At 67.9% G+C, this 12,444-nt stretch carries 10 protein-coding genes, 1 tRNA gene and 1 pseudogene; 7 read left to right on the top strand and 5 right to left on the bottom strand.

The annotated features are described in order from the left end of the window. Positions 1-3: 3 nt before the first annotated feature. Positions 4-2,061, bottom strand: coding sequence for a hypothetical protein (locus ACFVNO_RS00390; RefSeq protein WP_378888056.1), 2,058 nt, complete (start codon positions 2,059-2,061; stop codon positions 4-6). A gap of 327 nt (positions 2,062-2,388) precedes the next feature. On the opposite strand from ACFVNO_RS00390, the gene cysS reads away from it, so the two are divergent. The 6 genes and pseudogenes from cysS (at position 2,389) to ACFVNO_RS00420 (ending at position 8,045) form a co-directional block, all read left to right on the top strand. After that, positions 2,389-3,789: a cysteine--tRNA ligase gene (cysS, locus tag ACFVNO_RS00395; RefSeq protein ID WP_220564607.1), complete on the top strand. Its 1,401-nt coding sequence runs from the start codon at positions 2,389-2,391 to the stop codon at positions 3,787-3,789. 218 nt (positions 3,790-4,007) lie between these two features. Continuing rightward, positions 4,008-4,988 carry a 23S rRNA (guanosine(2251)-2'-O)-methyltransferase RlmB gene (gene rlmB / locus ACFVNO_RS00400; RefSeq protein WP_220564608.1) on the top strand — a complete coding sequence of 327 codons (981 nt, stop codon included), beginning with the start codon at positions 4,008-4,010 and terminating at the stop codon, positions 4,986-4,988. 118 nt (positions 4,989-5,106) lie between these two features. Next, positions 5,107-5,179: transfer RNA gene (locus tag ACFVNO_RS00405), tRNA-Thr, on the top strand. Positions 5,180-5,257: 78 nt separating this feature from the next. Then, entirely contained in the window at positions 5,258-6,214 is a 957-nt protein-coding gene (locus ACFVNO_RS00410; protein ID WP_378888061.1) for a tyrosine-type recombinase/integrase, read from the top strand. Positions 6,215-6,273: 59 nt separating this feature from the next. Next, positions 6,274-6,986 (top strand): annotated as a pseudogene (locus ACFVNO_RS00415) (replication-relaxation family protein). A 6-nt stretch (positions 6,987-6,992) separates the two neighbouring features. Further along, entirely contained in the window at positions 6,993-8,045 is a 1,053-nt protein-coding gene (locus ACFVNO_RS00420) for a C40 family peptidase (RefSeq protein ID WP_378888064.1), read from the top strand. Positions 8,046-8,222: 177 nt separating this feature from the next. On the opposite strand, the gene ACFVNO_RS00425 is transcribed toward ACFVNO_RS00420, so the two are convergent. The 4 genes from ACFVNO_RS00425 to ACFVNO_RS00440 form a co-directional block, all read right to left on the bottom strand. Beyond that, positions 8,223-9,065, bottom strand: a complete 843-nt coding sequence (locus tag ACFVNO_RS00425) for an Eco29kI family restriction endonuclease (RefSeq protein ID WP_378888067.1) — start codon at positions 9,063-9,065, stop codon at positions 8,223-8,225. Positions 9,066-9,179: 114 nt separating this feature from the next. Next, a complete protein-coding gene (locus tag ACFVNO_RS00430; RefSeq protein WP_378888070.1) occupies positions 9,180-9,821 on the bottom strand; it encodes a very short patch repair endonuclease in 642 nt (213 codons plus the stop codon). Continuing rightward, the gene (locus ACFVNO_RS00435; RefSeq protein WP_378889230.1) at positions 9,776-9,937 is read right to left on the bottom strand and encodes a hypothetical protein; all 162 of its coding nucleotides are present in this window, start codon (positions 9,935-9,937) and stop codon (positions 9,776-9,778) included. The genes ACFVNO_RS00430 and ACFVNO_RS00435 overlap by 46 nt, the downstream gene beginning before the upstream one ends. Before the next feature lie 24 nt (positions 9,938-9,961). Next, entirely contained in the window at positions 9,962-11,275 is a 1,314-nt protein-coding gene (locus tag ACFVNO_RS00440; RefSeq protein WP_378888073.1) for a DNA cytosine methyltransferase, read from the bottom strand. A gap of 118 nt (positions 11,276-11,393) precedes the next feature. Between ACFVNO_RS00440 and ACFVNO_RS00445 the strand changes: the two genes are divergently transcribed. Continuing rightward, positions 11,394-12,278 carry a GIY-YIG nuclease family protein gene (locus ACFVNO_RS00445; protein ID WP_378888076.1) on the top strand — a complete coding sequence of 295 codons (885 nt, stop codon included), beginning with the start codon at positions 11,394-11,396 and terminating at the stop codon, positions 12,276-12,278. The last annotated feature ends 166 nt before the right edge of the window (positions 12,279-12,444 follow it).

Genomic DNA, 12,444 nt, shown 5'->3' on the forward strand with positions numbered 1-12,444 from the left:
CGGTCACTCGTCGGGGCGCAGGGGTTCGCTGCGCACCCGCCGGGAGGGCGGGCCGGAGGCGAAGTCGGGCATCGGCGGCCGCGGGGGCTTGAGGACCATGGGCCGCTTCTCCAGCGCCGGGCGGCGGCGCAGGGGCTCGGTCGTGCGCTCGGCGTCGTCGTCGGCGTCCTCCCGGGGGCGTGCCGCCCCGGGCGGCACGGCGGGCGCGCCGAACCCGCTCCGCCGGGCCCGCCCGGGCTCGGGGGCGGGCGGGGAGGCCGCGGGCGCCCGGTCGCCGCCGTCCCCGGCGGCACGGGCGGGCGCGGGCCACAGGAGCTCGTCCTCGTCGGTGTCGGCGGGTTCGTCCGGCTCGCGGTCCTTGGAGCGCTCAACGGTCCGGGGCGCAGAGGGCGGCAGGGGGCCGCTCCCGACCGTCCCGGTGGGTGCGGGGGCGGCCGGGGCACGGTCCTCGGCGGGCTCGTCGGTCACGGGTTGGGCCGCCGGGCGGTGGGCGCGGGAGGCGGCGGGCCACAGGGTCCCATCCTCGTCGGTGTCGGCGGGCTCGTCCGGCTCGCGGTCCTCAGAGCGTTCGCCGGTCCGGGGCGCGGAGGGCCACAGGTCGTCGGAGGCGTCCTCCGGGCGCGGGTCGGCGGCGGGCGGGGACCAGAGCGGGCGGTCGTCGGCGAGGTCGTCCGACAGGGCGGAGCGGGAGGCGGCCATCGGGTCGTCCGGAATGCGGAAGGCGGCGCGCACGGCGGGGCCGGTGTCGTGGTCCAGCGCGGGCGCGGGCACCTCCTCCGGAACCTCCGGGGCGTCGTCCTCCGGGGGCGTCCAGACCGGCGGCACGTAGTCGGCGCGGGTCCAGGTGTCCTCGTCGTCCTCCGGCGGCTCCCAGCTGACGCCGAAGGCGGGCGTCTCCGCGAAGTCCTCCTCCGGGGTCTCGGGGGTCTCCTCCTCCCGCGGCTCCGGAACGTCCTGCTCGGGCGACTCGGGGACCTCGGGGGCATCGTCATGCCCGGGTGACTCGGCTGCGGCGGGCTCCGGAGCCGGTGCGTGCTCGGGCGCCTCGGCCTCGTCGGTGACCGGGTCGCCGGGAAGCGGGTCGTGCTCGAAGCCCTCGTCCGGGGCGCTCGCGGGCACGGGCTCCGGAACCGGGGCGGGCATGGGCTCCGGGTTCGGAGCCGGTACGGGCTCGGGGGCCGGTACCGGAGCGAGCGGGGCCAGCGGCGGGTTCTCCGCGGCCTCCTTGATGGGGTTGCCCCCGCGGCCGCCGCGGCGCGGCAGCGGCAGGGTCGGCACCGAGGCCTCCGGCTCCGGGTCCTCCTCGGCGACGGGCTCCGGGTCGGCCTTCCCCGAGACGGGTTCCGGGGCCGCTTCCTCTTCTTCCTCTTCCTCGGCGGCGGGCCCGGGGACGAGCCGCACCGTTTCGGGCTCGTCCGGCTCCGCGGCAGGGGTCGCCGAGGGGCCCAGTCCCAGGCCCATCAGGCGCTCCTCCAGCGAGCGGCCGTCCTCCTCGGCGGACTGCGGCTCCCCGTCGTGCACCACCGCGCGGGCGCGCAGCACCGTCGTGCGGTCGTCCGCCGGTTCGGGGCGGCGGCCGCCGGTGCGGCGCCTGCGCCGCAGGTGGGCGCGGGCCGCCATCCACAGCAGCAGGGCCACCAGCAGCGCCACCAGCGGGGCCACCGCCACGATCACGTTGGCGACCCGCTGCGGGATCGACTCGATCAGCCCCAGGTTGTTGAGCACCATGACCACACCGGCGAAGAGCACCAGCAGCGGGATCAGCACCAGGTCCACCCAGGCGCGGCGGCGCGGCGGCGCGTCGCGCAGCAGGTAGCTGGTCCAGCACGCCATGAGCAGCAGCAGCGTGTACGTCACCGGGAACACGTGGACGAGCAGACCGCCGCGCGGGTGACCGTACTCGGCGAGCCGGAAGACACCGTTATAGGAGATCAGAAGGGCGCACAGACCGATCAGCCCGACGAACAGGGCTCCGCCGGCGAGAGCGCCGACTCCCGTGCCGCGACCCGTGGGGCTGCCGTTGCGTGTTCCTGCGCCGGGGGAATCGTTGTAAGGGGCCATCGCCTTCGCAGCGTAGTCGAGGAGATGCCGTTAACACGAGATTCCGTCCGATTCCGGTGGCTTCGGGACCGCATGCGCCGACGGTGTTCCGTGGTGTTATGTCGGAATATGCAGCATCTCGTGACCTGCCGTTCCGTGGTCACGACGCTTTGTCCCGGGCTATCTCACACGGCAGGCGCCCGAATACGGTTCTCCATATATGAGCACTTCGGGATGTCCGATGAGGAAAACACGGGTACCGGGCCCCACTCGCGCCCCCGTATCAGCCCGACCGGGGGAGGCGGTTTGTGACGCCGGTGTGAGGGGAAAGACGATACGCTTGACAACGTGAGTCTGCGCTTCTATGACACCAGTGCCCGACAGGTCCGCGACTTCGTCCCCCTGCGCGAGGGACACGCCTCCCTGTACCTGTGTGGTGCCACGGTGCAGGCGCCGCCCCATATCGGACACATCCGGTCCGGGGTGAACTTCGACATCCTGCGCCGCTGGCTGACCTACAAGGGCTACGAGGTCACCTTCTGCCGCAACGTCACCGACATCGACGACAAGATCATCAGGGTCGCCGCCGACGAGGGCGTGCCCTGGTGGCAGGTCACCGAGCGCAACCAGCGCGCCTTCACCCACGCCTACGACGTGCTGGGCTGCCTGCCGCCCACCGTCGAGCCGCGCGCCACCGGCCACGTGCCGGAGATGGTCGAGCTCATGCAGCGGCTCATCGACGCGGGGCACGCCTACGCCGCCGACGACGGCTCCGGCGACGTCTACTTCGACGTGCGCTCCTTCCCGCCCTACGGGGACCTGTCCAACCAGCGGCTGGAGCAGGTGCAGCCCGCCGCCGACTCCGACCCCGACCGGGACAAGCGCGACCCCCGCGACTTCGCCCTGTGGAAGGGCGCCAAGCCGGGCGAGCCCACCTGGCCCACCCCGTGGGGGCGCGGCCGCCCGGGCTGGCACCTGGAGTGCTCGGCGATGGCCACCAAGTACCTCGGGCCCGCCTTCGACATCCACGGCGGCGGCCTGGACCTGGTCTTCCCGCACCACGAGAACGAGATGGCCCAGTCCCGCGCCGCCGGGGACGCCTTCGCCCAGTACTGGCTGCACAACGGTCTGCTGAAGATCGGCGGCGAGAAGATGGCCAAGTCGCTGGGCAACTCGATGCGCATCCCGCAGATGCTGGAGAAGGTGCGCGCCGTCGAGCTGCGCTACTACCTCGGCCAGGCGCACTACCGCTCCACCATCGACTACTCCGACGAGGCGCTCCAGGAGGCCGCGGTCGCCTACCAGCGCGTCGAGGGCTTCCTCACCCGCGCCGTCGAGGTGCTGGGCGAGGTCGTCCCGGCCGAGCGGGTGCCCGCCGAGTTCGCCGCCGCACTCGACGACGACCTGGGCGTCTCCCAGGGGCTCGCCGTCGTGCACGGGCACGTCCGCGAGGGCAACACCGCCCTGGCCGGGGGCGCCAAGGAGAGGGCCGCCGAACTCGCCGGAGAGCTGCGCGCCATGCTCGACGTGCTGGGCCTGGACCCGCTGAGCGGGCAGTGGTCCTCCGGCGACCAGGGGCTGCGCGAGGTCGTCGACGCGCTCGTGGCCGTCGCCCTCCAGCAGCGCCAGGCCGCCCGCGGCCGCAAGGACTACGCGGCCGCCGACGCCATCCGCGACGGGCTCGCCGACGCGGGCGTGGTGGTGGAGGACACCCCGCAGGGTCCGCGCTGGGACCTGCGGCGGGGCTGAGGGCAGCGCACATGGTCAGGGGTGGGGCGGCCCCCCGGTTTCCACGGTAGGCCGCCCCGCCGTCCGCCGCCACGGGGGCGCCGGGGCCTGTGGACAACACGTTCGGTACCGGCTCGGCGGTACCCTGGGGGTTTGCCGCCGCCATCGGCGACGCGGCACCCCAACGGCCGGAGAACGCTTCCGGCATGCTCGCGATACGTAGCGGAGGGACGGCGACCATGCCGGCGAAGAAGAGCAAGAAGGGCCCCACCAAGGGCAGCGGCGGCAAGGGCCGCCGGTCCCTGGAGGGCAAGAAGGGCACCCTGCCCGCCGAGCAGCGGCACTGGTACGACGGCAAGCAGCGCTCCAAGGCGATCCGCCGGGCCAAGGAGGTGGAGGCCTCCGGGGGCGCTCCGCGGTCGTCCCGTTCGGCCGAGCCCGAGCGCCGCCGGATCGACTCCGACCTGCTCGTGGGCCGCAACCCCGTGCTGGAGGCGCTGCGCGCGGGCATGCCCGCCAGCCGCCTCTTCCTCTCCAACAGCCTCGACGCCGACGACCGCGTCAACGAGGCCGCCCGCCTCGCCGGCGAGCAGGGCGTGGAGGTGCTGGAGGTCACCCGCGCCGAGCTCGACCGGCGCTGCGACAGCAACGGCCAGCCGGGCGCCGTCCACCAGGGCATGGCCCTGCAGGCGCGGCCCTACCGCTACCTGCTGCCGGAGGACCTCCTGGAGCGCGCGCTGGACGGGGACGAGCCGGCGCTCATCGTCGCCCTCGACGGCGTGACCGACCCGCACAACCTCGGCGCCATCGCCCGCTCCGCGGCCGCCTTCGGCGCCGACGGCCTGCTCATCCCCGAGCGCCGCTCCGCCGGCGTCACCACCACCGTGTGGAAGACCTCGGCGGGCACCCTGGCCCGGCTCCCGATCGCGCAGGCCACCAACCTCACCCGCGCCCTGGAGGCCTTCAAGAAGGCGGGCGTGTTCGTCGTCGGCCTCGACGCCGACGGTGACGCCGCCATCCCGGGCCTGGACCTGGCCACCGGTCCGCTGGTCGTGGTGGTGGGCTCCGAGGGCAAGGGCCTGTCCCGCCTGGTGCGCGAATCCTGCGACGTGATCGCGAGCATCCCGATCCGCAACGCCGAGTCGCTCAACGCCTCCGTCGCCGCCGGGGTGTCCCTCTACGAGGTCGCCCGCCTGCGCGCCGAGCAGCGGGACTCCTGACCCCCGCCGCCCCCGGGTCCGCCACGGACCCGGGGCGGGCTTTTCCGAGTAGGCCGAAACGCGCCTCACCCGGTACCATTCGGGTGGACGCGGCTCCCCTCGCGGAGCCCGACGCCCCGCCGGCGTAGCTCAATTGGCAGAGCAGCCGCCTTGTAAGCGGCAGGTTAGGGGTTCAAGTCCCCTCGCCGGCTCTCACTCTCCCCGACCTGGGACAGCTCCAGGCGGAACACATCACTGCACGTGTGTGACCGCTTGGAGAGCCACCGCTCATGGCTGCTCGCCACCTCCGCCGAGGACCGCGCAACCTGGCCGCCGGGCCGCTGAAGCCCCACATCGACTCCTTCGTCCTCTACCTGAGGGCCGAGGGCAGGAGTCGCAAGACCATCACGCTTTACTCGCAGGCCGCCTCCTGGTTCGCGGCCGAGCACCTGCTGACCGGCGGTCAGCCCACTGACACCGACCGCCGCTTCGACACCGCCGATGACACCAGCGCCGACCTGGTGACCTTCGAGCCGGTGCGCGACTGGGAACTGGTGAGCCGGGTGCACCTGCGCTCCTGGCTGGTGCGGCTGCGCCACCGCCGGCACACCGACTCCTACGTCAACAACCAGTACCGCTGCTTCCAGCAGTTCTTCCGGTGGCTCTCCGCGGAGGAGGAGATCCCCAGCCCCATGGCCAAGATACGCCCGCCGAAGATCGCGCCCAAGCCGGTGCCCGTCTTCGACGAAGGCGACGTCGACCGCATCCTGAAGATGCCCAAGGGGTCTGACCGCTGCGCGGCCAAACGCGTGGACGTCTGCAAGCTCCGTGACAGTGCCATCCTGCAGCTGCTCAAGGACACCGGACTGCGCTTGGGGGCTGCGTCCATCGCCGACCGCCGCGCCGTCGTCACCGGCAAGGGGAACAGGACCCGCTACGTGAAGTTCACCCACCCCAAGGTCTTCTTCAACGCCTCCCCGGCCGACGCCACCCACCTGCACCAGCACACCCGGCCGCACCTGAACGACCACGACCTCTCCCACCTCGGCGCCTATCAGGCGGTCCTGCGCACCCTGAGCGGAGCCACCGAACTCCCGCCCGCCACCCTGCGCACCCGGCCCCTGCCCCCGGCTGTCCGCCGCCGCGCCCACCACATCCGCAAGGCCTCCCGACGCTTCAACGCCCCGCCGATCCGCGCCACCCGCACGGACCCGCGCCATGCCAAGGGAGAGGACGAACACCGATGAGCATCACCATCACCGAACGCGACCTGCGCATCCTGGCCGCCCTGCACGACCACCGCGTCATGACCACCCCGCAACTGGGCGCCCTCTTCTTCTCGGGCGGAGGGGTGCGCGCCGTCCAACGCCGCCTCAAGACCCTCGCCGACCACCAGCAGATCGAACGCTTCACCCCACGTGCGGCCCGCTGGACCATGCCCTACCACTGGATCCTCGGCCGACACGGCACCCGCACCTGGCCGCCCACCGGGGCATCGACCCGCGCCGCATCGCCCATCCCCGGCATCTGCGCACCTCACCGCTGATCGACCACATCACCGGCCTGGCCCAGACCTACGTCTCCTTCACCACCGCAGCCCGCACCACACTAGGAGCCCGCCTGGAACGCTGGTGGGCCGAGGCCCGCTGCCGACGGGCCTGGGAAGCCGACGGCATCCGTCCGGACGGCTACCTGCGCTGGAGACAGGGCGGTACTACCCTGGACGCCTTCATGGAGTACGACACCCGCACCGAGGCGCTACGTGTCCTGGGGAAGAAGCTCGACCGCTACCGTGACCTGGCCCTACGCACCCAGCTGCGCTCCACCGTGCTGTTCGTCGTTCCCACACCAGGGCGGCTGAGCAGCCTCTGCACGGCCCTGCCCGCCCCCGACCCCTGGATGCAGACCCACGTCACCACTTCGGACCTGCTCACAGCTCCGGGACCGGCCGCGCCCGTCTGGCGCACCACCGGCGACGCCACCTGCCACCTGCGCACCCTGGCCGACCTGGCCCGCTGACCGGCTGTGTCCAGACTCGTCGCGGGCATCAGCGCGGGACTCTTCCTGCTGGTGTCCGTGATCGCCGCCATCGGCATGGGCGACGAGGAGCGCCACAGGGCCGAGCAGGAGACGATCACCTCCGTCCCGGGCATCCACCCCGTCCTGCTGGACGCCTACCAACGCGCCGCAACCCGCCTCGCCGACACCTACCCGGGCTGCACCGGGCTGACCTGGCCGATCCTCGCGGGCATCGGCCACGAGGAATCCCACCACGCCGCAGGTAGCACCATCACCCCCACAAGCGACACCGACCCTCCCATCATCGGCCCACTACTGGACGGCACCGGCGTCGGCAACAACTGGACCCCGCACTACGACACCGACCAGGGGCGCTGGGACGGCGACACCACCTACGACGCCGCCGTCTGCGTCACCCAACTCCTGCCCGCCTGGTGGGCCGACCACGGCGCCGACGGCAACAACGACACCCGCGCCGACCCCCACAACGTCTACGACGCCACCTGGTCCAGCGCCATCGAACTGTGCACCAGCCACCCCGAGCAGCAGGTCGACTTCACCGACGCCCAAGACCTCCACGACGCCCTGTTCCGCTACAACCCCTGGGACACCTACGTCGACAACGTGCTCGCCCGCATCGAGTACTACCAGCAGTACACCGCCCCCACCGTCCCGTCAGGGGGAAGCGAGCAGGGACGCATCGCCGCCGAATGGGCACTGGCCCAAATCGGCAAACCCTACCTCTGGGGCGGCACCGGCCCCGACAACTTCGACTGCTCCGGGCTGACCATGATGGCCTGGCACGCCGCCGGAGCCTCCATCCCCCGCGTCACCACCGACCAGGTCAACACCGGCACCCGCGTCGACCTCAACGCCCTCACCCCGGGCGACCTGCTCTTCTACGACACCGGCAGCGGTCCGACCCCCTCCCACGTCACCATGTACGTCGGCGACGGCCAGATGGTGCACGCCCCCTCCTCCGGCCAGACCATCCGCGTCGAACCCGTCGCCGGCGCCTACTACTCCGCCCGCTTCATGTCCGCTGTCCGTCCCACCTGAGTAGATCACCATCGCGCCAAAGTGGCTTGGGAACGGTGTCGAAATTTGAGCTATGGGAACCTGCTCAGCCCAGTCAAAAGACCTCGCCTTGTTGAGGTTGCTGGAGGTATTAAAGTGTCTCAGATCTACGCCGCGTTCAATAGTCGCTGCCAGGTTTCAGGGGGAAGCGCGGATTGATCAGGCGTCCAGGTCGTCAAATATCGAGATCTCAGCCGTTTTAGTTTCCGAAGTTGTGGATCGAGTCCATTTGTGATTCCTCATGTCTACCCCGAGGCGTTCGTTTTCCTTCAGGAAGACGTCTTCGCGAAAGACAAGAACGGGGTCTTTCTCGTTTTTTGCCCCTCGCCAAATTTCTTTAGTTTTTCTTTTTTTCAAATCGGACAGTGCTTGTTCGCGGCGCTCCCCTTCGGGTTGGAGGGATACGTCTATCGCGCTCGCGATGAAGTTCTCCATTTCGGAGAGGCTAAACTTTCTGTTGCAAAGGAGTGGTTCTGCTCGCTTTCGTCCAGGGTGAATCGAATCCCATATGGATCGCCCGTTCTTTCGGGCTCCCCCTGGGGGATTGGAGCCGAAGCCGGTCATGAAGCTATTCCATAGAACCGGTCTATAGGTGCGCAGTAGGGCTCTTTCTCCCAGGCTGATCCAAACGTCGTCAAGAATAAGATGCTTGACGGCAAAATCAGAAGCCTTGAGATTCTTTGCTTCGGTGATGCTTTTGCGATGATTGCTTATGCGTTGAAATAGTTTTGGCTTCGATTCATTCAGTGGCTCTCCGAAACTACTGTTTCCGGCCTCTGCCTTGCCTACGTAAATAGGAACGTCCGAGTTCTTCAAGCGTTCGTAGATTTCGAGGTCGCCGGTGTAGTAAAGCGCGTACAGGCCAGCCCCCGGGAACGACCTGACTGAGTCTAGGGGGACCCGCGGTCGGTCATCCATCTCCGCTCGGAGGTTACGACTCAGGAGCTCGATGTCCAGTGGGTTGAAGTGAGTGGGCGCCGTGATGTCGGGACTGGATGCCATACACAGGAGCTTACTCACTCACAGAGGACAGGCCAGTCCCAGATCATGAAGCCCTGAGCCGAGAGCGCAACGAAGTCAAGCCCACACGGTGCCTTCGTCGCCATCACCTGAGATTCAGGTGGATAGAGCGGACTTCCCCCGCACAGTTCCAGCCACGCGAGTGGCAGCCTCCTCCGGGTCCTCATGCTCCCAAACGCGCACGACTGTCCATCCGGACTCCCGCAGTAGGCGGTCCGTCTCCGCGTCCCTGGATCGATTACCCTCGATCTTCGCGCTCCAAAATTCAGAGTTCACGGTGGCAGGGCGGAAGTGCTGTGGACAACCATGCCAATAGCAGCCATCGACGAAGACCGCTACCTTCGCTTTGGAAAAAACAATGTCGGCAGTGCGTCGTAGATCGCGGAGCGGGCGCGTCGCAACGCGGTAACGGAGGCCCTGTTGGTGGAGCAATGACCGTAGGCGCAACTCAGGCTTAGTGTTCTTGTTCCTGTTGCCCCGCATGGAAGCTCGTACAGCAGGAGAAGAGGCCCATGATCCCTCCGTGGCCGGTTCCTCTGTGAGTAGCCCCTTTTCCCAAGCCAGCCTCCAGCCCTCAGCTAGATTCTTCGCCCGGGTATCGAAGTCGACCTGCCCGAGGTAACGAGTCGGCGACTTCCCGTTGTCCGACCAACGTAGATACGCGCGAATGCGCCGAGTCCCCGGGAGAAGCTTCAGCTCCACAGAAGCCCGAGCGAATCGACCCTGGCCGAGATCCACCAGCCGTCGGTGACGGCCACCAGCCGCTCGGTCTTGCTCGGCGGTAATAGCCCCTCGACTTCTACCAGTGCGTCCTTTCCAGGCCCGGTCGGATGGTGAATCTTGTTTCCAACCACTCTGCGACTTTTTCGCTGGCTGGGTCACTTCCGGCGCTCCTCCGCCTCGTCCAGCACAGAAGCAACGGCTTTCGCGAAAACCTCACCCAAAGCTACGGGGACGGCGTTGCCGAGTTGCCGCATCTTCTCCCCGCGAGGGCCCTTGAGAACCCAGGAATCAGGGAAGGTCATAACCCGAGCTGTCTCCCGCACGGTCATATACCGATGCTTGTACCTGACTCCCGTCGGGGCGTCACTGTCGCTAACCAACTCATCAAGCAGCATCACGGACTCACCACCCGGGACTCCGTGTACACCCGCCTTCACTGTCTTCGCCGGTCGGTCGAGCTCGTTGGGCGTGTGACCATCGTAAATGCGCGCCCCAGGCCAGCCAATGTGCTCCGTGAAGCCGCCAAGGAGGTGCTCGGTTCGGTCCAGCCACTCGTCAGGGACCTCGGGCAGGGGCTTGTTGTCACCGATGCCCGTGATCGCGTCTCTTAAGGTGTGCCAGGGGCGCAAACCGTCACTCAGGGGTATGGTCCCCGGAAGGCGAGCCATGACCCGTTCCCGCACATGGTCAGGAACGCCCGAATGCCGTTCCCAGTAACTGCCGTCGTCCATAGACCGGATCAGAGCGGTCCCGGAGTGAGTCGGCTGAACTAGTCGTTTGAAAAGAGCCATGTCAACGTTCAGGTCCTTCCTGAACGCGACAATAATGACACGGTTGCGGATCTGGGGGACGCCGTAGTCCGCAGCATTGACCGGAAACATATCGACGTCATACCGCTCTGTCGGGTCATCCGGCTCCCGTTTGAGTTGCTCCTCCAAATAATCATTATGCTGCTGCCAAGTAGCGCCCTCGGCCCGCTCCTCGAAGGGGAGCATCAGCTCTCGCTGGATATAGCTGAAATAGGGCTTAAAGGACGGTCGAGTCAGGCCGCGCACGTTCTCGCAAATGACCGCCTTGGGGCGGATCTGGCGCACGGCCTTGAACATCTGGGGGAACATGTTCCGCTTGTCCTCGTCGCCCTTGGCGACGCCGCCCAGGCTGAACGGCTGGCAGGGGGGGCCTCCAGCGAGCACGTCAACCCTGCCCTCCAGGTAGTCCATGTCGAGCTCCTGGACGTCCCCCGCGACAAGAGGGACCCGCTCCCCGGGGGAGGGGATCGGGGGGGTCTCGTCGGCCGGCACCCGCACGGCGACGTTCGCCTCCAGGGTCTCGCACGCCCGCTTCGCGAACTCATTGAAGAGCAGCGGGCGGAAGCCCGCGCTGTGGACGGCCATGGCCAGACCGCCAGCGCCTGCGAACAGCTCGACGCCGGTGCGGTCCCTTTTGGATTCTTCTTGCGGTTCAGACACCCAAAAAGCATACCGCGGAGTTGATGCTCATCAAGCCAGTTTGAGAAAGGAGCTTACTTTTCGTGGGTGGGCACCGATAGGGTCTGCGAGATCGCGTCGACCAAGGAGAGTGGGACGGATGGCGTCGGTGGTGAGCCCTGGCGACAGAACGCAGTACCACAAGGACTTCACCCTGAGCATCACGAAGGCGCTCGGTGACCAGCTGGCAGCGGCCCTCGAGGGGCTGGGCAAGGCCCCCCTGGTAGAGCGCAGCATCGCCGAGCTCAAAGAGAAACCCGGCGTCTACCAGCTCTACCTGAACGGCGAGTTCGTGTACGTGGGCAAGGCCGACAGGTCGTTGCCCGCGCGGCTACGCAACCACCTGCGCAAGATCTCAGGGCGGCGAGGGATCTCACTCGGCGAGATGGCGTTCTCCTGCCTGTACGTGGCGGAGGACTTCTCAGCGCTCGCCCCCGAGCAACTGCTGATCAGCCACTACAAGGGGATGGGAGACATCCCCTGGAACAACAACGGGTTCGGTAACAAGGACCCCGGCAGCCGCAGGGACAACACCGTCCTGAAGCAAAACCACTTCGACATGCTCTTCCCCATCGACCTCGACCGTCCCGTCGAGGGTCTCCGCGCCGGGGAGATGACACTGCAAGAACTCCTGGAAACGGTCAAGCTCGCCCTCCCCTACAACTTCCGCTACGGGAAAGACGACAGCTTCAAGAGTCGAACTGTGTCTGTTCCCGCAAGGCCGCTGACCGCTGACCAGGTCTTCCAGATGATCTCCGCAGCGGTACCGGAGCCATGGCAGATCACCGCCCTCATGGGTTACGTGATCATGTACGCCGACAGCCCTGGAACCTACAAGAGCGCCTGGCGCTACTATCGCAATGGCGAGAGCATCAAATCCGTCCCCGAGGTGGACCCAGCGGAACTCGTTGAAGCAGAGCCGCACACGGATGGCGGGGCCCTGTCCTCAAGCGATGAAGGCAAAACCGAGATTTTCCTATTTTAGGCCTATTTGGGTTTTTGGGTGGCCTCAAGGGGTTTGTGGGTTTTAGATTGCTTTCGCATGGTTCTAGATTTTTGGAAAGCCAAGTGAGAGACTCGTCCCCCTGCTTAAAAAGGGTCTGGCCTCGCTTGGCCAGGTGGTGCTCGTCCAGATCGGCCCCCTAGAAGGC

Source organism: Nocardiopsis sp. NPDC057823 (genome assembly GCF_042797335.1).
In the GTDB taxonomy this organism is placed as follows: Bacteria; Actinomycetota; Actinomycetes; order Streptosporangiales; family Streptosporangiaceae; genus Nocardiopsis; species Nocardiopsis changdeensis.